This window comes from Rugosimonospora acidiphila (assembly GCF_039543385.1).
GTDB classification, from domain to species: Bacteria; Actinomycetota; Actinomycetes; order Mycobacteriales; family Micromonosporaceae; genus Rugosimonospora; species Rugosimonospora acidiphila.
In genome coordinates this window covers 310,784-330,977 of record NZ_BAABJQ010000007.1, presented here as the reverse complement: position 1 = coordinate 330,977, position 20,194 = coordinate 310,784, and the positions used below count along the sequence as shown (strand labels likewise).

Sequence of the window (20,194 nt, the reverse complement as noted above, 5' to 3'; positions counted from 1 at the left end):
CATCCGCAGACACCTGGGCATACTGCATCGGCAGTATGCCGGCGCCCTACTCCGCCGGCGGCTCGCCGGGGCGGACCAGGCCGGTCTGGTAGGCGATGACCACCAATTGGGCGCGGTCTCGGGCGCTGAGCTTCGCCATCGCCCGGTTGACGTGCGTCTTGGCGGTCAGCGGCGACACGAACAGCCGCTGGGCGATCTCGTCGTTGGATAGCCCGCCCGCCACCAGAGCGAGCACCTCACGCTCACGCTCGGTGAGCGCCTCGAGCTGGGACGGCACGGCCGAGCAGGGGTTCTCGGGGGAGGCGAGGAACCGGCCGATGAGCTTCTTGGTGGCCGCGGGCGAGAGCAGGGCCTCGCCGGCGGCCACGGTCCGGATCGCGTCGAGCAGCCCGTCCGGGTCCACCCCCTTGCCGAGGAACCCGCTGGCGCCGGCGCGCAGCGCCTCCAGCACGTACTCGTCGATCTCGAAGGTGGTCAGGATCAGGATCCGCACGCCGGCCAGCCGCTCGTCCCCGGCGATCCGCCGGGTTGCCTCCAGGCCGTCCATTTCCGGCATCCGGATGTCCATCAGCACCAGGTCGGGATGGACCTGCCTGGCCAGCTCGACCGCTTCGGCGCCGGTGGTCGCCTCCCCCACCACCTCGAGATCGTCGGCGGAGTCGATCAACACCCGGAACCCGGCCCGGATCAGCTTCTGGTCGTCGGCCAGCACGACTCGTACCGTCATCCGCGCTCACGACCAGTCTGGCTCGGCGCGTCTGCCGCCGCGCGACGACCCAGACCGGTCGCCCGACCCGTCTGGGTGGCGGGGAGCACCGCCCGGACCTGGAATCCACCGCCCTGGCGGGGACCGGCGGACATCCGCCCACCGGCGGCCGAGACCCGTTCCCGCATGCCGCGCAGGCCGTAGCCCGTGGACACCGACGGGACGTCGCGCTGCGTGGAAGGGGCCTCGTTGTCCACTTCGACGGTGAGCTGCCGTGGGTGGTACGACAGCCGGATCCAGACCGCCTCGCCACCGTGCTTGTGCGCGTTGGTCAGGGACTCCTGCAGCAGCCGGTAGGCGGCCAGATCCACCGGGGCCGGCAGCGGGTACATCCGGCCGACGCGCCGCCAGGTCACCCGCAACCCGGCGCCACGGAACGATTCGATCAACTCCTCCATCCTTCCCAACCCCGGCACCGGCTCGGTCGGCGCGGTCACGTCCTCGTCCTCGCGCAGGACTCCCAGTACGGTGCCGATCTCGTCCAGTACCGTCTGGCTGGCGCGCCGGACATGGCCCAGCGCCTCCTGCGCCCCTTCCGGATTGGTGCGCAGCACATGGCCGGCGACCCCGGCCTGCACGTTGATGACCGCTATGTGGTGCGCCATCACGTCATGCAGGTCCCGGGCGATCCGCAGCCGGTCCTCGGCCAACCGCCTGCGGGTCTCCTCCTCCCGACTCTGCTCCGCGCGCCTGGCTCGCTCCTCCGCCGCGAGCACGTAGTCGCGGTTGCTGCGGATCGCGTCGCCGACCGCGGCGGCCAGGCCGCTCCAGAGAACGAGTACCACCTTGTCCGGATCCAGCACGGTGCCTCTGGTCGAGTACAGCGCGCCGCCGACCAGGACCAGCGCGGTGAACGACCCGGCGAGCACCGCGGTGAGCCGGTTCGTGCTCACCGCCACGGTGTAGACGGCGATGACCACGGCGAGCGTGGCCAGCCCCTGGGCCGTGTTCAGCGCCACCGACAGGGCCGTGGCCGCGGTGCTGACCGCCAGGACCGTCAACGGGTAGCGCCGGCGCAGGGCCAGCGCGCCGCAGAGCACGGCGCTGAACGCGGCCTGGCCCAGTCCCAGCCGCGCCTGCCCGCTCAGCGGAGCCAGCAGCGGATGCGACACGCTGATGACAAACAGACAGACGGCGATAATGCCATCGAACAGGTACGGGTGCAGCCGCGATGCCTTCCGCACCAGCGCCACCGTCCCCATACCACAACGCTACGTCACGGGAAGCGGGGCCGGTCTGCTCCGCTGCGGCCGCCGGGCGGTGGCTGAGGCACGCCGAACGGGACGCCGGTGACGTCGCGGCAGGAACGGGTTTTTGTCGGTACGCGTCGCTACAGTGTCGCCCGTCACGAGGATCGAGGAGGCGGTAGTGACGGACGCGGTTGGGACGGACGCGGTTGGGACGGACGCGGTAGTGACAGACGCGCTGAGCGACGAGACCCCGATGGACGTCGACGAGGAGACGTTCGTCTTCCCCGCCGCGTGGCGCAAGTTCGTCCTGCCGCGCCGGGGCGGCTCGCCCGGGCCGGTGCTCGCCACCGACGCAGCCGGCGGGGAGGAGCTGATGCGGGCGGCCAAGGCCAGCATCGAGGCATATACCCACCCGGCCAACGACCCCGAGCTGATCGCCGCCGCGACGGGCTACCTCGCCGACCCGACGACCGGCTCGGCGACCGGTGCGGGCGTGGTGGCCGGCCTGGTCGCGGCGCACATCGGCCGCAACGAGCGTGAGCGGCTGCCCACGGTGGCCGACGCCTGGGTGGCATCGCGGGGCGTCGTCTTCGCGGCCGAGGCCGTCGTCCAGCTGGCCGGAGTGCAGTTCGACAGCACCTGGACCGGCGGTCGCCGCATCGATCCGCGCGTGCTGCGCCACCCCGGTGGCGGATGGACCTACTTTCCCCACTGGGAGGCCGTGGCCGGGCGGGTGCGGGCGATGCTGGCCGTGGCGTCCGAGGATGAGTACGCCACGGCGATCGCCGCCCTGGAGGGCCTGCGTTCGCAGTCGCCGGAGTGCCGGGTCGCCACCTCGTTCCTGCTGCCGACCCAGCGGGCCTGGGTGGACGCCGACTGCGCGGAGCTGACCCGCATCGGCGATCAGTACCTGTGGAAGGTGCTGTGGTGCTCGGCGAGCAGCGGCGAGCAGCTCGGTCTGCTCGGGCCGGCGGTCAACCCGTGGTGGATGGCGGGGGACACGACGGGGCTGGCCACCGCCACCGACGGCGTCGGGCCGGCGGTCGCGCCGCATCTGCTTCCGGCACTGGACAGCGCGCACGTGGACGCCGACCGGCAACGGCGCATCCTCGCCGCGATCGCGCGCTTTCCCACCGACGAGGCGTTCGCCAGCCTGATCGCCCGCCTCGACCGCAAGTACGTCACCCCGGCCGCGCTGGAGGCCGCCCGGCGGTTCCCCCGCCGCGCGCTGCGCCTGCTCGCCGCCGACGGCACGCGTGCCGCCGCCGATCTGCTGCGCGCTCACGTGCTGGCCCATCGGGAACTGGCCACCGCCCAGCTCGCCGGCCTGGCACCGACCGAGCGGGCACGGGTGGAGGCCATCCTCACCGAGTCGGCGCCGGTCCCCGAGGCGCCCGCGCGGTCGCTGCCGCCCGTGCTGGTCACGCCGCCCTGGACGGTCAAACGCAAGGCGGCCAAGCCGATCGTGGTGGACGGGCTCGAGTTCACCGGCGAACCGGTCATCGCGTGGGCACTGGGCGAACAGGAGCGCTGGGCCACGCCGGACCTGTCACCCCGGTGGTGGCGGCTCAACGATTCGATAGAGACCGCGCTCGAGCAGTACCGTGCCGGCACGCTGCGGCAGGACCGCCAGGTGAGCCTCATGTTCACCGGGCCGGACGAGCTCGTCGCGTCGCTGCTGCCGGACTGGCGGCCCGGCCAGCTCTGGGGGGCCGACCTGTTGCTGGCTCCGCTCATCGCCCGGCACGGGCTGGCCGCGCTGCCGGTCAGCCTCGATCTGGCCGGGAAGGTGCCGACCGCCAACAGCAAACTGCTGCTGCCGTACGCCAGCGTCGAGGTCGTCGCGCACATGGCCAGCCTGCTGGGCCGGCTCAAGTCGCTGCGCGGGTTGGCCATGAGCTGGCTGGAGCGGCACTGGGCGTACGCGGCCCGGGCGCTGGTGCCCGCGGCACTGGGCAAGGCCGGCCCCGCCCGGCGGGCGGCCGAGGAGGCGCTGCGGCTGGTCGCGGTACGGCACCGTGACGGGGTGCTGGCGGCCGCCGACGGGTACGGGCAGCCGGCCCGGGCGGGGGTGGAGGCGCTGCTGAACGTCGACCCGCTGCGGCTGCTACCGGCCCGCGTCCCGGCCCTGCCCTCGTGGGCGGAGCCGGGCCTGCTGCCCCGGATCCTGCTCAAGGACCGCTCGGCGGCGCTCGGCGACCGGGCCACCCGGCACCTGTGCACCATGCTGGCCATCTCCAAGCCCGGCGACGTTTACGCCGGCGTGCCGCTGGTCCGCGACCTGTGTGACCGGCACTCGCTGGCCGAGTTCGGATGGGCCCTGTTCAACCAGTGGCAGCTGGTCGGCGCACCGGCGAAGGAGGGGTGGCCGCTGCAGGCGCTGCGGTGGCTCGGCGACGACGAGACCGTCCGGCGCCTGTCGCCGGTGATCCGGGCCTGGCCCGGTACGGGGGGCCACGCGAAGGCCCTGGTCGGCCTCGACATTCTCACCGAGATCGGCTCCGACCTGGCGCTGATGCACCTGCACAGCATCGCGCGGAAGGTGAAGTTCAAGGCGTTGAGGGACCGGGCCGAGCAGAAGGTGGCCGAGGTCGCCGCCGGGCTCGGCCTGACCGCCGAGCAGCTCGCCGACCGGCTGGTGCCCGACTTCGGCCTCGACGCGAACGGGTCGTTGACCCTGGACTACGGTCCCCGCCGGTTCATCGTCGGCTTCGACGAGCAGCTCAAGCCCTACGTGGCCGACGAGTCCGGCGCGCGCCGCAAGGCGCTGCCCAAGCCGGGTGCCCACGACGACCGACAGCTGGCCCCCGCGGCGTACCAGCGGTTCAGCGGCCTGAAGAAGGACGTGCGCGCCGTCGCCGCCGACCAGATCCGCCGGTTGGAGGCCGCCATGGTCGCCCAGCGACGGTGGGCGGCCGCCGATTTCCGCGACTATTTCGTGGCGCATCCGCTGCTGTGGCACATCGTGCGCCGCCTGCTGTGGACGGCGACGGTCGGCGACGGGGAGCCGGTGGCGTTCCGGGTCGCCGAGGACCGCACCTTCGCCGACCTGGCCGACGACGGGTACGAGCTACCGGCGGACGCCACCGTCGGGCTGGCCCATCCGGTGCTCCTCGGTGAGCGGGTGGCGGCCTGGTCGGAGGTGTTCGCCGACTACGCGATCCTGCAGCCGTTCCCGCAACTGGGCCGGCCAGTGTACGAGCTGACCGACGACGAACGGGCCGCGACCGGGCTGGGCCGGTTCACCGGGCTGAAGGTGGCCACCACCACGCTGCTCGGGCTGGAGCGGCGGGGTTGGCTGCGCGGAGAGCCGCAGGACGCCGGCGTGCAGGCCTGGATGTGGCGGCCCACCCCGGCCGGCCGGGCCGTCGTGGTCGATCTGGACCCCGGCATCCCGATCGGCGCACCGGACATGCTGCCCGATCAGATGATCCACTCGATCTGGGTCAACGGCAGGCCGCGGGGTGACTGGCTGCCGCGCAACCCCAGCCACCGCTTCGGCGAGCTGGACCCGATCACCGCCTCGGAGACGCTGCGCGACCTGACGGAGGTACTGGTGCGATGAGTCCCCGCGGCCGAGGAACAGAGGTGTAACCGTGCGACAGACCCGCCTTGACACGGCCCGGATCCGGGCGGCTCGCGGAATGATCGACCCGACCTTCCTGGACACTCCGCTCTACCGCTGCGAGGCGCTGGAACCCGACCTCGGGTGCTCGGTGAGCATCAAACTCGAGACGGCCAACCCGGTCCGCAGCTTCAAGGCTCGCGGCACCGAGTTGGTCGCCAGCCTGCTGGTCGACAATGGCGCACGAGCCGCGGTGTGCGCCAGCGCGGGCAACCTGGGCCAAGCCCTCGCCTGGTCGGGTCGCCGCCGCGGGCTCGACGTCACCGTCGTGGCATCCCGCTTCGCGCCCGCCACCAAGCTTCATCGCATCCGCGCGTTGGACGCCAGGTTGGAGCTCGTGGACGGCGACTTCGACCTGGCTCGCGAGCGGGCGGCGGCCGTCGCGCGGCACGACGGCATCCGGCTGGTCGAAGACAGCCTGGACATCGAGACTTGCGAGGGTGCGGCGACCATCGGCCTGGAACTGGTGGACGCCGCGCCGTCCTTCGACACCGTGCTGATCGCTCTCGGCGGCGGGGCGATGGCCACCGGTGTGGGCCATGTGATGAAGGCGTTGGCGCCCGACGTCGAGGTGATCTGCGTCCAGCCGCTCGGCGCACCGGCGATGACCCGCTCCTGGCACCAACGGCGCGTCGTCACCACCGAATCGACCAACACCATCGCCGACGGCGTCGCCGGCCGACGCCCCATTCCGGCCGTCCTGGACGACCTCCTCGTGGTCGCCGACGACGCCGTCCTGGTCCAGGAGGCGTCGATCATCAACGGTATTCGGATGCTTCTCGACCACGCCGGCCTCGTCGTCGAGCCGTCGGCCGCGCTCGGTATCGCAGCGATCCTCGAAAATCGTGACCGCTTCGCCGGCCGGCACGTGGTCACCATCGTCTGCGGCAGCAACGTCGACCTGGATGCCTATCACCGCTGGATCGGCGCGGCCCCCACCGGCAGGCCTTGACGTTCACTCACGGCCGCGAGCCGTATCCTCGATCGATCAGGGGCAGGCCGCGAGCATCGTCCAGTTGGTCGACACCGTTACCGGGGCGGCCCATCAACGGCTGCTACGCGCGAGCCGCGTGGATCAGATCGCCTTCTTCCTCGCCGGCGTGATCGTCTCCACCGTCGTGCAGCTGATGGCGAGTTGGCTATAGGCACCCCCAACGAAGCGGATGCCGGGTTCAGCAGCAGGAGGCCGCCGCCGGTGGATGTTCGGTGTCGTCGCCGGCGGTGGATTCGCCGCCGCAGCATGGGCTGTCGGCGGCCTTCGTCAAATTGTCGGCGTCCCCCTTGACCACGTAGACCTCCCACGGCTCGTTACCCGGGCCGTGGACCCAGACCTTGTCCTGCAGCGCGTAGCAGCAGGTCGTGTTGTCTTCGGCCAGGGTGACCAGTCCGGATTCGGTCAGCCGGCCGGCGGCATCGTTGACTTCCTCCTCGGTGAAGACCTCGATGCCGAGGTGGTCCATCACGGTGGGCTGGTTGGACTCGCCTTCGAGCAGGACGAGCTTGAGCGGTGGCTGCTCGATGGCGAAGTTCGCGTACCCGGGGCGGCGCTTGGTCGCCTCGACGCCGAACAGCTTCGAGTAGAACTCAACGGAGCCTTCCAGGTCCGGGACCCGCAGGGCGAGTTGGACACGGGACACGACCGCACCTCCTTGTTTAGACATCTGTCTAGGCAGAGACTTGCATGCTGTCTAGACGGTTGTCAAACTAGATGAGTGTCTAGACAAGAGCTTCCGGTCCTCGACGCCGCCTGCTGCGCACCGCTGACCGGCGAGGCGCTGTCCGACGAGTCGGCCGCCGAATTGGCGAAGGGCTTCAAGGCGCTGGGTGACCCGGTCCGGCTGCGGCTGCTGTCGCTGATCGCCTCCCGCAAGGGTGGCGAGGTGTGCGTGTGCGAGCTGACCGACGCGTTCACCCTGACCGGGCCGACGATCTCCCATCACCTGCGGGTGCTGCGCGAGGCGGGGCTGATCGACTGCCAGCGGCGCGGCACCTGGGTCTACTACTGGATCCTCCCGGCCAAGCTGGCCGCGCTGTCGCAGCTGCTCGACGTCTCGGGCGCGGCAGCCCCGGCCTCGGTATGAACCGCGGCCTGGCCCGGCGCGCCTCCGCCGAATTCGCCGGTACCGGCCTGCTGGTCGCCGCCGTGGTCGGATCCGGGATCGCCGCGGCCCGCCTCTCACCGCACGATGCCGGCCTGCGACTGCTGGAGAACGCGCTGGCGACCGCGCTGGCCCTGGGTGCACTGATCCTGATCTTCGGGCCGGTGTCCGGCGCTCACTTCAACCCGGTGGTCTCCGGCGTCGACTGGTGGTTGGGACGACGTGCCCGCACCGGGCTCACCGGCGGCGAACTCGGCGCCTACCTGGTGGCTCAGATTGCCGGCGCGGTGGGCGGCGCCGTCCTCGCGGATGTCATGTTCGGCCTGCCGGCGGTCACCTGGTCGCAGACCCGTCGCGATGGCGCGCACCTGTGGCTGGCCGAACTCGTCGCCACGGCCGGGCTCGCCCTGCTGATCTTCGCCCTGGCCCGCTCCGGACGGGCCACGGCGGCGCCGGCGGCGGTCGGCGCCTACATCGGCGCGGCGTACTGGTTCACCTCATCGACCTCGTTCGCCAACCCTGCCGTGACCGCTGGCCGCATGTTCACCGACTCCTTCGCCGGCATCGCCCCGTCCTCGGCGCCGGCCTTCATCGCCGCGCAACTGCTCGGCGGCCTGGCCGCCATCGCCGGACTGGCCTGGTGGTACCCGTCCGCCGGCCGGGCCGCCCGGGCCGTCGTCGTGCCGCAGACCGAGCAGGAGGTTTCAACCCAATGATCGACCCGGCGCCAGGCTCCGAGCTGCCCACCGTCTCGATCGCCGCGATGACCGATCCGCACGCCCCGTCGGTACTCGACATCTACCGGCAGGGCATCGCCACCGGACACGCCACCTTCGAGACCGAGACTCCCACCTGGGACGCGTTCACCGCGACCCGGCTACCGGAGCACCGCTACGTTGCCGTTGGCGACCGGGGCGAGGTGCTGGGGTGGGTCGCCTGTAGCCGGGTCAGCGACCGCTGCGTGTACGCGGGCGTGGTGGAGCATTCCGTGTACGTCCATCCGGATGCGCGCGGCCGTGGCGTCGGTCGGGCTCTGCTCCAAACCCTCATCGACTCCACCGAACGCGCCGGGATCTGGACCATCCAATCGGGGGTGTTCCCGGAAAACACCGCGAGCCTGGCCCTGCACGGGACCTGCGGCTTCCGGGTCGTCGGCACCCGGGAACGGGTCGGCCGTCACCACGGCCGCTGGCGCGACGTGGTCGCCATCGAACGCCGCAGCCCCACCATCGACTGAAGGAACCGAATATGAGCGACAGACCGAGCGTGCTGTTCGTCTGCGTCCACAACGCCGGCCGTTCCCAGATGGCCGCCGGGTGGCTACGGCAGCTGGCCGGCGACCGGATCGAGATCCGCTCGGCGGGTACCGCACCGGCCGGGCAGGTCAACCCGGTCGCGGTGGCCGTGATGCGCGAGGTCGGCATCGACATCACCGACCAGGTACCCAGGGTGCTCGACGTCGCCGCCGCGCGCGGCAGCGACGTCATCATCACCATGGGCTGCGGCGACGCTTGCCCCCACTTCCCCGGCAAGCGCTACGAGGACTGGAAGCTCGACGACCCCGCCGGGCAACCCATCGACACCGTACGGCGCATCCGCGACGAGATCCGCGACCGGATCCAGGTTCTGACCGGGCAGTTGCTGACCGACTGACGGATACGGGATCGCCGCCCGCCACGCCGGACCGGGACCGACCCCGAAGCGGATGCTGGGGCCGCACGGGCCGGGATCCGACCTTCCGGTACCGGCCGGCGGTAGCGTGGACCGATGGCAGTGCGTGTGGAAAAGACGGCCCTTCCCGGAATCGGGACACGCCACGACATCCTCACCGGGTCCGGGCGCCGGATAGGCGTGATCTCCCGGCGCGGCGGTGGACGGCGGGACCTGGTCGTGTCCGACTATGACGACCCGGACGCGTGCACGGCGCAGGTACCGCTCACCGATGACGAGTCGGACACCCTGGCCGAGCTGCTCGGCTCCTCGGTGGTGCTGTCCCGGCTGTCCCGCCTGGCCGACGACGTCGAGGGGCTGTTCACCGAACAGATCGCGCTCGGCAGCGGCTCACCCTGGGCGCGGCGGCGACTCGCCGACACCCAGGCCCGCACCCGTACCCGCGCCTCGATCGTGGCGGTCATCCGGGATCGTGACGTACACCCGTCGCCCGGGCCCGAATTCGTCTTCGCCGACGGCGACGTGGTCGTGGCGGTGGGTACCCGGGAAGGGTTGGATCGGCTCGTCTCGATCCTGTCCGGCCAGCAGGCGTGAGCGACCCGGTCCTGCTGATCGAGCTCGGCGCGGTCCTGCTCGGGCTGGGTCTGCTGGGCCGGTTCGCCCGCCGCTGGGACATCTCGCCGATCCCGCTGTACCTGCTCGGCGGGCTGGCCTTCGGCCACGGCGGCCTGCTGCCCCTGTCCGCCAGCGAACAGTTCCTGTCGATCGTCGCCGAGATCGGCGTGATCCTCCTGCTGCTCATGCTCGGTCTGGAGTACAACGCCGACGAACTGCTCGGCAACCTGCGCGCCGCGGCCCCCGCCGGGGTGGTTGACGGGCTGCTCAACGCCCTGCCCGGTGCCGGGCTGGCGCTGCTGCTGGGGTGGGGGCCGACCGGGGCCGTGGTGCTGGCCGGGGTCACCTGGGTGTCCTCCTCCGGAGTGATCGCCAAGGTGATCGGCGACCTGGGGCGGCTGGGCAACCGGGAGACACCCACCATTTTGTCGGTACTGGTCATCGAGGACCTGGCGATGGCCCTGTACCTGCCGATCCTGACCGCGCTGCTGGCCGGCAGAGGGCTCTCGGGTGGGCTGGTCGCGCTGGTCATCGCCCTGGCCGTGGTGACCGGGGTGCTGGCGGCCGCCACCAGGTACGGCCGGGCGATCAGCGCGGCGGTCGGCGCCGACGACCCCGAGGCCCTGCTGCTCGGGGTGCTGGGGCTCACCCTGCTGATCGCCGGGCTCGCCGACCGGGTGCAGGTCTCCGCGGCGGTGGGCGCCTTCCTGGTCGGCATCGCCCTGTCCGGTTCGGTCGCGCACAACGCGGCGGCCCTCATCGCGCCGCTCCGCGACCTGTTCGCGGCGATCTTCTTCGTCTCGTTCGGGTTGTCGACCGACGCCCGGCAGATTCCCCCGGTGCTGCTGGCCGCGGCCGGCCTGGCGGTGGTCACCACGATCACCAAAGTGCTCACCGGGTACCTGGCGGCCAGGCGCGCCGGCATCGGCCGGCCGGGCCGGTGGCGGGCCGGCCTGACGCTGGTACCGCGCGGCGAGTTCTCCATCGTGATCGCCGGTCTGGCCGCCGCGTCGACGGTGGCGAACCCACGCATCGCGCCGCTGGCCACCGCGTACGTGCTGATCACCGTGGTGGTCGGTCCACCGCTGGCCCGGGTACCCGACCTCGCCTGGTTCAAGCGGAAGCTGGGCCGGCCACGCAACCCGGCCGCGTCCGCACCGCCACCCGACGCATCCATCGGAAACCGCACCGGCAACGAGGCCGGGTGATCGCGGGTGCCGCTCCGCTGTCGCGTCCGGGGTGACGCCGCTGCCGGCCGGCGGCGTCACCCCGTGGCGCCGGGTCAGGAGGCGACGATCCCCTCGCCACCGGTCGCGCCGGGTACGGTGACCGATCCGATCTCGGTCAGGGCGCCGTCCCGGGTCACCCGGTACTCGTCGACGACGCCGGCCGCACCGGTCTGGGCGTACAGGTACCGGCCGTCGGACGACACGGTCGCGTCCACCGTGCCCGGGTCGGTGCCGGTGGTGCCCAGCGGCGTGAGGCTGCCGTCCGGCCGGCCCTGGTAGCCGGACAGGGTGCCGCTGCCCGCGTTCGACAGGTAGAAGTGCCCGTCGGTGACCACGATCCAGCAGGTGGCCGCCTGCCCCGTGGGCGTACGGGAGAGGTAGGTGAGTTTGCCGTCGCGGCCGAGCGCGAAGGTGGCCGCGGCGTTCGGGCCGGCCTCCGCGACCACCACGCGACCGCGCGAGTCGAAGGCGACCGCGAACGGCACCGCGTCCGGGTCGGAGTTGACCACCGGCTTGGCGGCCAGCCCGCCGAACCGGTCAACGCCGAACACCTCGATGTCGTTACCGTCGGCCTTGGTCGTCACCAGCAGCTTGCCGCCGTCGGGCGTGAACGCGACCTGACCCGGCGTGTGGGTGAATTCGTTGGCGTCCGTGACGGGCTCCAGCCCGAGGGCACGGTGCCAGGTGGGGACGCGTACCAGAAGGTCGCCCACGCGCAGGAAACCCTGCACCGATCCGCCGCTGCGCGCGTTGAGCACGTAGACGAGGTTGCCATGCACGGCGACGCTGACCGGGAAGTCACCGCCGGTCGAGATCTGCTGGCGGCGCGTGAGCTTGTCGCCGTGCACGTCGAATACGCTGATGGTGTTGCTGCCGGCGTTGACGGCGTAGAGCAGGCCGTGAGCGCGGTCGTAGGCCAGCGAGCCCTGCGAGGCGAGGTGATCGACGACGGAGCCGTTCAGCGCTCCGCCTCGACCGCCGGTCTGATAGGTACCGGCCCGGCGCAGGCTGCCGTCCACGCCACGGTCGTAGGCGACAACCGCGTTGCCGCTCACGTTGTCGGTCTGGACGAACAGCGCACCGGCGGTGGAATGCGACGGCGAGGCCGCCGCGGGCGCGGCGACCAGCGCGGTGGCCGCCAGCGCCAGGCCGGCGATTCCGGTGATTCGAGCGGTGCTACCCATGACTTCTCCTCTGGGGTCTACCTGTCGGACGCATGGTTGGCATCGGGCACCCCCGGCGTCTTACCGCCGGGCGCGCTCCCATGCCGGCCGTTAAGTGGTCCGTAACCTCTTGCGGTCAGGGCCGGTAACGGTGCGGGCGTCGACCGCGACCCGGTCGACGACGCGGCGACTCGTAGGATCGCTGCGTGGTGGTGCCTGTGAACCCTGGCGTGGACGGGAGTCACGCTTCGCCGCGCCGGCTCGATCCGGAGTCGGACGCGTGGGTGCGGTCGCTCGGCGGCGTGGGAGCCGAGCGGGAGGCCGCTCTGTCCCGGCTGCACGGTCTGCTGCTGCGGGTGGCGCGCGGCGAACTGCGGCGCCGCGCTGGGCAGCTGCGCGTCGAGGGTCCCGAGTTCGAGGACCTGGCTCACCAGGCCGCCGACGACGCACTGCTGGCGATCGTCGGGAAGCTCGGTCAGTTCCGTGCGGAGAGCCAGTTCACCACCTGGGCATACCGGTTCGTCGTCTTCGAGGTGTCGACCAAGGTCGGCCGGCACTTCTGGCGCGATCCCGAGGTGCGGATGGACGCCGAGGACTGGGACCGGCTGCCGGACCGCTTCGGGCTGGCGCCGGCCACGCAGTCCGAGTGGCGGGAGCTGATGGACGCGCTGCGTCACGCGGTGGACACGGAACTCACCGACCACCAGCGGCAGGTGTTCGTCGCGCTCGTGCTCAACGCCGTTCCGCTGGACGCCCTGGTCGCGCGGCTGGGCACCAACCGGAACGCGATCTACAAGACCATGTTCGACGCCAGACGCAAGTTGCGGGCCGCGCTGGTCGCTGGCGGGTATCTGCACCAGGACACTGCGGGGCGTTCATGAGCGACTGGTCGGCAATCGATCGTTTCCTGCACACCGATCCGCGCGACGTGGGGTGCGAGGAGGCGATGGGCATCCTGCACGTCTACGTTGACCTCGCGGTCACGGACCCCGTCGAGGCGGCTCGCCGGTACCCGGGCGTCGCGGCTCACCTGCGCGCGTGTGGCCCCTGCGAGCAGGACTTCGAGGGGCTGTTGCACGCCGTGCGCGACCCGACGGAGTGACCGCTCGCGCCCTGGTCAGGATCCCGGCGGCATCGGGATCCGCCAGGACAGGGACCCCCGTAGATCCAGCCACATGTCCGACGGGGTACGCACGACACGCGCGTTGACCTCACCGCAGTCCGGGCACCGCACAACCAGGCCGGGTCCGTGATCGTAGACGTGCCGCTCCGCGAACCGTCCCACCCCACCGCACGAAACGCAGGTCAGCACGATGGTCGAGACCTCGGCCCGGAACGCCTCGGCAAGTGCGCCGGCGACGGCGTTGCCGTCGACATATCCCGACTTCCCGTCATCGTCGATGGTCATCTCAGCCTCCCGTCGGGCCGAATCGTTCGGTCCGGATCGCGGATTGGTCATACCCCTGAGCCACCAGCAATCCGGCCACCGCCTCCACGAACGCGGTAGGGCCGCAGACGTAGGCCCGAACGTCCGATCGGGGTGGCAGATTGACGCCCATGACATCGTCCGGGCCGATCCGACCCACCGGCCGGCTGGTTCCCTCCGGCGCCGAACGCGTGTACAGCAGCGACACGTTGAGCCCATCGCCCTGCCCGGACAGCCGGGACAGCTCCTCGGCGTAGAACACCTCGTCCGGGGAGCGCACCGAGTACAGCAGCGCGAACGCGGTCGGGCTGCCCACCCGGGCCCGCTGCCGTACCATCGCCATCAGCGGCACGATGCCCGATCCGCCCGCGATCAGCAGCACCGGCCCGGACTCCTCGGGGCGCCAGACGAACCAGCCACCGACCGGTCCACGCAGCTCCACCTCGTCGCCGGCCCGCATCTCTCCCACCAGATAGGGCGACACCTCACCGTCTCGGACCCGCTGGACGGTCAGCTCGACCCGTTGTCCGTCCGGCGGGCTCGCGATCGAGTAGCTGCGTTCGGCCTGGTACCCGTCCTCGGCGGTCAGTCTCACGTCGACGTGCTGACCGGCCAGGTGGCCCGACCAGCCGGACGCGTCGAAGACAATCGTGCGCGTCGTCGCGGTCTCCTCGCGGAAATCCTCGGCCTTGGCGGGCAACCAGTGCATGGGCTGCGCGGCCACGCGACTCAGTCTCCCGTGTAGCGCTGCTCGCGCCACGGGTCGCCGTAGTTGTTGTACCCCATGGTCTCCCAGAATCCCGGGGTGTCCTCGGCACGCAGTTCGATCCCGCAGACCCACTTCGCCGACTTCCAGAAGTACAGGTGCGGTACCAGCAGCCGGGCCGGCCCACCGTGTTCGCCGGGGATGTCCTCGCCCTCGTACCGGTAGGCGATCCAGGCCTTTCCGTCCCGCAGATCGGCCAGGGGCAGGTTGGTCGAGTAGCCGCCATAGGAGTGCACCAGCGCGTGGGTCGCCGAGGTGCCGACGGATGAGAGCAAGGTGTCCAGTGAGACGCCTTCCCACCGGGTCCCCAGTTTCGACCACTTGGTCACGCAGTGGATGTCGAGGGTCGGTTGCTCGCTGGGCAGGTCAAGCAGTTCCTGCCAGCGCCAGGCGTGCCGCCCCCCCGTCTCATCGGTGATCGTGAACCGCCACTGGTCCAGCGGGATCTCGGGGGTGGGGCCGGCGGACAGCACCGGGAAGTCCCGCGTCAGGTACTGCCCGGGCGGAAGCTTCGGTGCGGACGGGTCACGCCTGCCCTTGAATCCCCGGGTCACCACACCGGCCATGCACACCCTCCGATCGGCGCCGAGCGATCCGAGCGGTCGCCGGAAGCCCACGACGATGACCGGCGGCGGCGCGCGCCGGTCCGGGACCCGCCTACCCACTCAAGTGGGACCCAAACGGCGAACGAACCCGGCTCCGCTTCGCGGGCCGGTCCGGCACGATGAGATCAAAGATCGCTCGACCGGCGGCCCCTCCCCCATCGTTTTCACTTATCGCGGGCATAAGCCGTTCGAATCAAACGCCGGCCGGCCGTTGAGTACGCTCGCAGGGCGCCATCTGGATCAGGTCGCGGACGGCATGCCGTCGCGACCGGCAGATGGGAAGGCGGATGAACCCGAACGGGTGCGCGGTGACCACTCCCCGCGTTGATCACCAATCACACTAGGCTCGCGAGAGACCGGAGACATGAGTACTGCAGACCAGACTGTCCACGCCGACGTTCTCGTCATTGGCTTCGGCAAGGGGGGCAAGGCCGTCGCCGCGAAGCTGGGTCGGCTCGGCAAACGCGTCGTGGTGGTGGAGCGCTCGGCGCGCATGTACGGCGGCACCTGCCCCAATGTGGGCTGCGTACCGACGAAGGGACTCGTCCACCGCTCCCACAAGCGGCGGCCAGAGGACCGGGCGCAGGACTGGTACGAGCGGTCGGTCCGGGAGGTCCAGTCCATCCGGGAAATGATGCGTCAGGGCAACTTCGACACGTTGGACAGCCTGGACACGGTGACGGTGATCACGGGTCGCGCCACCTTCCTCGACCCGCACTCCGTGAGCGTCGTCACCTCCGACGATCGCCTCACCGTCACCGCCGACACTGTGTTGATCAACACTGGTTCCGAGCCGGTCGTCCCGAACATTCCGGGGCTGGCCGCCAGTCGCCGTACTCTGTCGAGCACCGACCTCATCGAGACGACCACCCTGCCGAAGCGGCTGGCGGTCCTGGGCGGCGGGTACCTCGGCATCGAGTTCGCCTCGATCTATGGCGCGTTCGGCTCCGAGGTCACCATCCTCGAACACGCGGACCGGATCCTGTCCCGCGAAGACGATGACGTGGCCGCCACGGCCGAAGGCATCCTGACCGGTGAGGGCATCCACATCATCACCGGCGCACAGGTGATCGAGGTACGCGACGGCGAACAGGGTGCGACGATCCTGTACGGCAAGGACGGCCAGCAACACAGCATCGACGTCGACGCCATCCTCTCCGCCGCCGGTCGCATACCGGCAACGCACGACCTCGGACTGGACGCCGCCGGCATCAGGACCACCTCGGCCGGTGCCATCGAGGTCGACGAGCACCTGCGCACGAGCCAGCCGCACATCTACGCCCTCGGCGATGTCCGGGGCGGGCCGCAGTTCACCTACCTGTCGCTCGACGACAGCCGCGTCGTGCTCGACCAACTCACCGGTCAGGCACGGCGCTCGACGACCGACCGGCTGGCCGTGCCGCACACCCTGTTCATGACTCCTCCGCTGGCAACCGTGGGAATGACCGAGAAGGAGGCCCGCGCGGCGGGTTACCGCGTCGCGATCGCCAGTCAGCCCGTCGCCGAGATCCTGGCGATGCCTCGGGCGTACGCGGTCGAAGAGACCCGGGGCATGATGAAATTCGTGATCGACGCCAGCACCGACGAGATCCTCGGCGCCGCACTGCTCAGCGTGGACGCGCAGGAAATCATCAACACTGTCGCGCTCGCGATCCGGCACGGGATCACGGCGACCGAGCTGCGCGACGCCGTCTACACCCATCCCAGTTCGACCGAGGCGCTCAACGACGTACTCGCCACCATCGTGCGGACCGACGAACCGTAGAGCGGCTGATTTTCGCCAGGCTGTTCGCCCGGACGTCGTCCGGGCGAACAGCCTGTTCCGGGCGGCGACCGCGCCGCAGCCGCTTCGGTGCGCGAAGCTCCACCGCGAGCCACCGACCCGACCACGAGCGTTCACGTCCGATAACCGCCAGACCCGCTACCCGCCCGGCGCTTTGATGGGCCCATGACCAACGCGCATCACGAACACGTCCTGCACTTCCGCTCGCTGCACCGTCCCGACCGGCCGCTGGTGCTGCCCAACGCCTGGGACTGCAACCCCGGTCAGTGCAGGCCGTCGGGGTCGCAGTACTCGACTTCGTTGGTCGGCTGGAAGGGGCCGATGATGATCCCGCGTTGGAAGGCGCCGCCGCGCAGGACGTTGTCGGCCGCGGCCTGCAGGGTGAACTGTTGCAGGACCTTGAGGGAATGCCCGGCGATCCGGGTGGGCCGGCGAACCTCGTACAGCGGCGACCAGGGGCATTCGTAGTAGCAGGTGCTGCCTCCGCGAGTGCGGTAGTAGACCACGTCACCGGCGGCAACGGCGACGTCGATCTGCGCCTTGAGCGCGAGGGTCGCGGCCGGGTCGGGATCGTACTGCCACAACTCCGCGATCGCCTGCTTGGCCTTGCGGTCACCCTGCCAGCGTCGAACGGTGGCACGGTCGGTCAGGCACCACGGATCGAATCGAGATCCGCCGGGCATGGTGGCGATGTCCGGCCGCGGGACCGGACGCAGCTCCTGGTAGCTGACCAGCAGCCGCGGCATCGCGGCGAGTTGTCCAATGTGGAACCACAACTCCAGGGCGTTCTTCAGGTTGTTCTCGATCAGTTCGTGCAGCCCCGGGTGGTGGCGCTCGGTGCGCAGGCTCACCGCGTAGTCGGCGGCGGTGGCGGCCCGCACGGCGAGCTGGTTGAGCTGGTTGACGGCCGGCTGATGCTGCTTCGGCACACCGGCATGCCGCAGCGTGTGCAGGGCGACCTCGATGTGCTCGCGGACCGGTGGGATGGCGGCCAGCAGCGCGGCGAGATGTTCGGCGGGGCATGGTTCGACCCGCGCCCACGCGGGCAACCCGGCCGGCAGAGCGAGTTCGGCGCTGATGTCGTAGTCCGGGTTGGCCCGGGCCTGCCGGGCGCGGGAGACCCATCCCTCCACGGCCGACAGCCACGCCGCGGTCTGATCGAACGTGACCCGCGGAACGTAGCCGATCGTGCCGGGGTTGGCGGTGTAGTCGGCGTCGAGGAACGCCTCGCCCAGGGTCTGCAGGACAAAGGCGTTCCAGGCGGCGAGGAACTGGCTCCCGGTGGCCGTGGGAGCGTCCCACAGGGGCGTACCGGCCGCGGTCAGCTCATCGCGCAGTTCCTCCGCGGTCAGCAGCTCGTCGTAGGCGGCACGCCCCGCCGTGCGAAGGGCCTCCAGAAGCAGGGTGTCGCGTTCGCCGGCCAGCGTGGCGCGGACCTTCGTCATGAGCGTGGGATGCAGGGGGTCGGCCATCCGATTCTCTCCTCGCGGATCATTGTCGATCCGTCACGGTAGCCACCCTCGGCAACCGTAAGCGCCCCGCGATCCCGCTGCGTGGATCGGCTGGCCCGGCGCCGGGTCACGCCTGCCCGGTGAGGCCCGGACGGTAGGACGCGCCGTGCGCGTCGGTGCAATGGCCGTCCGGGTCGTCGAGGTTCACCTCGTAGCCGGTGGACACGGTGGGGTCGGTGTCCGCGTGGTCGACCTGCAGAGTGCTGTGCGTGAGGTGGTACTCGCGGCGCAGCATGTCCTCGATCCCCGCGCGCACCGCGTGGCAGTTGGCGCCCTCGGCGACGAGCACGTGTGCGGACAGGGCGGGTTGCCCGGAGGTTATCTGCCAGACGTGCAGGTCGTGTACCTCCACCACGTCGGCCTGCGCGGCCAGCCGCCCACCGACTTCCGACGGGTCGACACCGGTCGGGGCCGCCTCGAGGAAGATGCGGCCGGACGCGCGGACGAGGCCGATGCCGGCCTTGACCATCAGCACCACCACGACGAGGGTGGCGATCGCGTCCGCCCGGGAGAACCCGGTGATCACGATGACCAGTCCGGCGAGCGCGGTGGCGATGAAACCGAACAGGTCGGTGAGGATGTGCTGGAACGCCCCCTCGACGTTCAGACTCGCCCGGTTGGCGCGGCTCATCGCCCAGGCCGCGGCGAGGTTGACCGCGACACCGACCAACGCGGTCACCAGCACCAGCGTGCCGGTGACCGCGGGTGGGTGCAGCAGCCGCCGTACCGCCTCGATCCCCAACCACACCGACAGCACCAGCATGGTGACCCCGTTGGCCTGAGCCGAGAGGATCTCGGCCCGTTTGAGCCCGTAGGTGTAACCACCCTTGGGCGGGCGGACGGCCAGCCGCATCGCGACCAGTGCCAGCACGATCGCACCGGCATCGGTCAGCATGTGCGCCGCGTCGGACAGCAGTGCCAGCGACCCGGCGACGAAACCGACGACCACCTCACCGGCCATGTAACAGGCGATGAGCCCCAGCGCCAGACTCAACCAACGGCGATCGGCATCGGCCGATACGCCGTGGCTGTGCCCGTCATGCCCGGAACCGCCGTGCTCGTGGTCGTGCCCGTGCTCGTGGTCGTTCCCGTGCTCGTGGCTGGAGCCCTCGTGTCGGTGTCCCATGCGACAAGCCTCTCAACTCCACGCAATCCCAGTGGTGACGGCGCTGCCGGCTGCGGCCACAGTGGACGAGTCGAGGCCAGCGGCGGCACGAACCTCGCCAGGAGCACGGCTGCGGCCGGGAGGTCAGCCCCGCCGCGCCGAGGTGCCGCGTGCCTTCGCGGGCTTGTTGACACGCCGCGCCGGCGCGGGCTCGGTCGCCGGCTCGGTCTCGTCGTCGAGGTGCGGTGCTGACGTGTCCGTGGCGTGCGGGTCGGGGAGGTCCCGCTCGAGGTGGTCAGCGTGATGCAGCGCCTGGGCGAGCAGACCCCGCACGTGGGTGTCCTCGGCCGAGTAGTACACGAAGGTGCCCTCGCGGCGGCCCCTGACCAACCGGGACATGCGTAGCTTCGCGAGGTGCTGACTGACGGCGGCGGGGGCGGCTCCGGCGAGCTCGGCCAGGCACGCGACGTTCGATTCGCCCTGCAGTAGCGCCCACAGGATCTTCAAGCGGGTGGGATCGGCCAGCAGCCGGAACGTCTCGGCGGCCAGGTGGACCTGCTCGTCGTTGGGCATCTCGAAGTCGGCCAACGTCTTGTGCATCCGGATAACATACCTCACCACTCTCCTGCTTGCGTATCTG

21 protein-coding genes and 1 pseudogene are annotated in these 20,194 nt (G+C 70.9%); 12 read left to right on the top strand and 10 right to left on the bottom strand.

The window, feature by feature from the left end:
* Window positions 1-46: 46 nt before the first annotated feature.
* Both ABEA87_RS15440 and ABEA87_RS15435 read right to left on the bottom strand, forming a co-directional pair.
* Window positions 47-727, bottom strand: coding sequence for a response regulator transcription factor (locus tag ABEA87_RS15440; RefSeq protein ID WP_345630107.1), 681 nt, complete (start codon window positions 725-727; stop codon window positions 47-49).
* Window positions 724-1,968, bottom strand: a complete 1,245-nt coding sequence (locus tag ABEA87_RS15435) for a sensor histidine kinase (protein WP_345630105.1) — start codon at window positions 1,966-1,968, stop codon at window positions 724-726. Before ABEA87_RS15435 ends, ABEA87_RS15440 begins: the two co-directional genes overlap by 4 nt.
* Before the next feature lie 211 nt (window positions 1,969-2,179).
* Here ABEA87_RS15435 and ABEA87_RS15430 point away from each other — a divergent pair, with 211 nt between their 5' ends.
* From ABEA87_RS15430 to ABEA87_RS15420, 3 genes are all read left to right on the top strand, one after another.
* Window positions 2,180-5,521 carry a DUF4132 domain-containing protein gene (locus ABEA87_RS15430; RefSeq protein WP_345630103.1) on the top strand — a complete coding sequence of 1,114 codons (3,342 nt, stop codon included), beginning with the start codon at window positions 2,180-2,182 and terminating at the stop codon, window positions 5,519-5,521.
* 79 nt (window positions 5,522-5,600) lie between these two features.
* Window positions 5,601-6,533, top strand: a complete 933-nt coding sequence (locus tag ABEA87_RS15425; protein WP_345630213.1) for a threonine ammonia-lyase — start codon at window positions 5,601-5,603, stop codon at window positions 6,531-6,533.
* Between the two features lie 64 nt (window positions 6,534-6,597).
* The gene (locus ABEA87_RS15420; RefSeq protein ID WP_345630101.1) at window positions 6,598-6,726 is read left to right on the top strand and encodes a hypothetical protein; all 129 of its coding nucleotides are present in this window, start codon (window positions 6,598-6,600) and stop codon (window positions 6,724-6,726) included.
* Between the two features lie 27 nt (window positions 6,727-6,753).
* Here ABEA87_RS15420 and ABEA87_RS15415 read toward each other — a convergent pair whose 3' ends face one another.
* A complete protein-coding gene (locus ABEA87_RS15415) occupies window positions 6,754-7,218 on the bottom strand; it encodes an ArsI/CadI family heavy metal resistance metalloenzyme (protein ID WP_345630099.1) in 465 nt (154 codons plus the stop codon).
* Between the two features lie 75 nt (window positions 7,219-7,293).
* On the opposite strand from ABEA87_RS15415, the gene ABEA87_RS15410 reads away from it, so the two are divergent.
* From ABEA87_RS15410 to ABEA87_RS15385, 6 genes and pseudogenes are all read left to right on the top strand, one after another.
* A complete protein-coding gene (locus ABEA87_RS15410) occupies window positions 7,294-7,662 on the top strand; it encodes an ArsR/SmtB family transcription factor (protein ID WP_425570891.1) in 369 nt (122 codons plus the stop codon).
* Window positions 7,659-8,366 (top strand): annotated as a pseudogene (locus ABEA87_RS15405) (aquaporin); the annotation flags it as partial. The gene ABEA87_RS15410 and the pseudogene ABEA87_RS15405, both read left to right, overlap by 4 nt.
* Window positions 8,367-8,443: 77 nt before the next feature.
* The gene (locus tag ABEA87_RS15400) at window positions 8,444-8,917 is read left to right on the top strand and encodes a GNAT family N-acetyltransferase (RefSeq protein ID WP_345630209.1); all 474 of its coding nucleotides are present in this window, start codon (window positions 8,444-8,446) and stop codon (window positions 8,915-8,917) included.
* A gap of 11 nt (window positions 8,918-8,928) precedes the next feature.
* Window positions 8,929-9,333 carry an arsenate reductase ArsC gene (locus tag ABEA87_RS15395; protein WP_345630097.1) on the top strand — a complete coding sequence of 135 codons (405 nt, stop codon included), beginning with the start codon at window positions 8,929-8,931 and terminating at the stop codon, window positions 9,331-9,333.
* A 114-nt stretch (window positions 9,334-9,447) separates the two neighbouring features.
* On the top strand, window positions 9,448-9,945 hold the full coding sequence (locus ABEA87_RS15390; protein ID WP_345630096.1) for a cation:proton antiporter regulatory subunit: 498 nt from the start codon (window positions 9,448-9,450) through the stop codon (window positions 9,943-9,945).
* Window positions 9,942-11,174, top strand: coding sequence for a cation:proton antiporter (locus tag ABEA87_RS15385; protein ID WP_345630094.1), 1,233 nt, complete (start codon window positions 9,942-9,944; stop codon window positions 11,172-11,174). Before ABEA87_RS15390 ends, ABEA87_RS15385 begins: the two co-directional genes overlap by 4 nt.
* Window positions 11,175-11,248: 74 nt before the next feature.
* Here ABEA87_RS15385 and ABEA87_RS15380 read toward each other — a convergent pair whose 3' ends face one another.
* A complete protein-coding gene (locus ABEA87_RS15380; protein ID WP_345630092.1) occupies window positions 11,249-12,379 on the bottom strand; it encodes a lactonase family protein in 1,131 nt (376 codons plus the stop codon).
* A 185-nt stretch (window positions 12,380-12,564) separates the two neighbouring features.
* Here ABEA87_RS15380 and ABEA87_RS15375 point away from each other — a divergent pair, with 185 nt between their 5' ends.
* Together ABEA87_RS15375 and ABEA87_RS15370 are read left to right on the top strand one after the other, a co-directional pair.
* On the top strand, window positions 12,565-13,239 hold the full coding sequence (locus ABEA87_RS15375) for a sigma-70 family RNA polymerase sigma factor (RefSeq protein WP_345630090.1): 675 nt from the start codon (window positions 12,565-12,567) through the stop codon (window positions 13,237-13,239).
* On the top strand, window positions 13,236-13,460 hold the full coding sequence (locus ABEA87_RS15370; RefSeq protein WP_345630088.1) for a hypothetical protein: 225 nt from the start codon (window positions 13,236-13,238) through the stop codon (window positions 13,458-13,460). Before ABEA87_RS15375 ends, ABEA87_RS15370 begins: the two co-directional genes overlap by 4 nt.
* 15 nt (window positions 13,461-13,475) lie before the next feature.
* On the opposite strand, the gene ABEA87_RS15365 is transcribed toward ABEA87_RS15370, so the two are convergent.
* The 3 genes from ABEA87_RS15365 to ABEA87_RS15355 are packed head-to-tail and all read right to left on the bottom strand — an operon-like array spanning window position 13,476 to window position 15,116.
* The gene (locus ABEA87_RS15365) at window positions 13,476-13,766 is read right to left on the bottom strand and encodes a DUF6510 family protein (protein ID WP_345630086.1); all 291 of its coding nucleotides are present in this window, start codon (window positions 13,764-13,766) and stop codon (window positions 13,476-13,478) included.
* 1 nt (window position 13,767) lies between these two features.
* Window positions 13,768-14,493, bottom strand: a complete 726-nt coding sequence (locus tag ABEA87_RS15360) for a ferredoxin reductase (RefSeq protein ID WP_345630207.1) — start codon at window positions 14,491-14,493, stop codon at window positions 13,768-13,770.
* Between the two features lie 20 nt (window positions 14,494-14,513).
* Window positions 14,514-15,116, bottom strand: coding sequence for a sulfite oxidase-like oxidoreductase (locus ABEA87_RS15355; protein WP_345630084.1), 603 nt, complete (start codon window positions 15,114-15,116; stop codon window positions 14,514-14,516).
* A gap of 403 nt (window positions 15,117-15,519) precedes the next feature.
* Between ABEA87_RS15355 and ABEA87_RS15350 the strand changes: the two genes are divergently transcribed.
* On the top strand, window positions 15,520-16,920 hold the full coding sequence (locus tag ABEA87_RS15350; protein WP_345630083.1) for a dihydrolipoyl dehydrogenase family protein: 1,401 nt from the start codon (window positions 15,520-15,522) through the stop codon (window positions 16,918-16,920).
* A 281-nt stretch (window positions 16,921-17,201) separates the two neighbouring features.
* Here ABEA87_RS15350 and ABEA87_RS15345 read toward each other — a convergent pair whose 3' ends face one another.
* From ABEA87_RS15345 to ABEA87_RS15335, 3 genes are all read right to left on the bottom strand, one after another.
* On the bottom strand, window positions 17,202-18,410 hold the full coding sequence (locus ABEA87_RS15345; RefSeq protein WP_345630081.1) for a hypothetical protein: 1,209 nt from the start codon (window positions 18,408-18,410) through the stop codon (window positions 17,202-17,204).
* Between the two features lie 106 nt (window positions 18,411-18,516).
* Window positions 18,517-19,575 (bottom strand): cation diffusion facilitator family transporter, encoded by a 1,059-nt coding sequence (locus ABEA87_RS15340; RefSeq protein WP_345630079.1) that lies wholly within the window; start codon window positions 19,573-19,575, stop codon window positions 18,517-18,519.
* A 123-nt stretch (window positions 19,576-19,698) separates the two neighbouring features.
* Entirely contained in the window at window positions 19,699-20,154 is a 456-nt protein-coding gene (locus tag ABEA87_RS15335) for an ArsR/SmtB family transcription factor (RefSeq protein WP_345630077.1), read from the bottom strand.
* Window positions 20,155-20,194 lie beyond the last annotated feature (40 nt).

Excerpts from the sequence above, each read along its gene's own strand:
- ABEA87_RS15440 (WP_345630107.1), bottom strand. The coding sequence starts at position 727 with ATGACGGTACGAGTCGTGCTGGCCGACGACCAGAAGCTGATCCGGGCC.
- ABEA87_RS15435 (WP_345630105.1), bottom strand. The coding sequence starts at position 1,968 with ATGGGGACGGTGGCGCTGGTGCGGAAGGCATCGCGGCTGCACCCGTAC.
- ABEA87_RS15425 (WP_345630213.1), top strand. The coding sequence starts at position 5,601 with ATGATCGACCCGACCTTCCTGGACACTCCGCTCTACCGCTGCGAGGCG.
- ABEA87_RS15400 (WP_345630209.1), top strand. The coding sequence starts at position 8,444 with ATGACCGATCCGCACGCCCCGTCGGTACTCGACATCTACCGGCAGGGC.
- ABEA87_RS15395 (WP_345630097.1), top strand. The coding sequence starts at position 8,929 with ATGAGCGACAGACCGAGCGTGCTGTTCGTCTGCGTCCACAACGCCGGC.
- ABEA87_RS15390 (WP_345630096.1), top strand. The coding sequence starts at position 9,448 with ATGGCAGTGCGTGTGGAAAAGACGGCCCTTCCCGGAATCGGGACACGC.
- ABEA87_RS15380 (WP_345630092.1), bottom strand. The coding sequence starts at position 12,379 with ATGGGTAGCACCGCTCGAATCACCGGAATCGCCGGCCTGGCGCTGGCG.
- ABEA87_RS15370 (WP_345630088.1), top strand. The coding sequence starts at position 13,236 with ATGAGCGACTGGTCGGCAATCGATCGTTTCCTGCACACCGATCCGCGC.
- ABEA87_RS15365 (WP_345630086.1), bottom strand. The coding sequence starts at position 13,766 with ATGACCATCGACGATGACGGGAAGTCGGGATATGTCGACGGCAACGCC.
- ABEA87_RS15360 (WP_345630207.1), bottom strand. The coding sequence starts at position 14,493 with ATGCACTGGTTGCCCGCCAAGGCCGAGGATTTCCGCGAGGAGACCGCG.
- ABEA87_RS15355 (WP_345630084.1), bottom strand. The coding sequence starts at position 15,116 with ATGGCCGGTGTGGTGACCCGGGGATTCAAGGGCAGGCGTGACCCGTCC.
- ABEA87_RS15350 (WP_345630083.1), top strand. The coding sequence starts at position 15,520 with ATGAGTACTGCAGACCAGACTGTCCACGCCGACGTTCTCGTCATTGGC.
- ABEA87_RS15345 (WP_345630081.1), bottom strand. The coding sequence starts at position 18,410 with ATGGCCGACCCCCTGCATCCCACGCTCATGACGAAGGTCCGCGCCACG.
- ABEA87_RS15340 (WP_345630079.1), bottom strand. The coding sequence starts at position 19,575 with ATGGGACACCGACACGAGGGCTCCAGCCACGAGCACGGGAACGACCAC.
- ABEA87_RS15335 (WP_345630077.1), bottom strand. The coding sequence starts at position 20,154 with ATGCACAAGACGTTGGCCGACTTCGAGATGCCCAACGACGAGCAGGTC.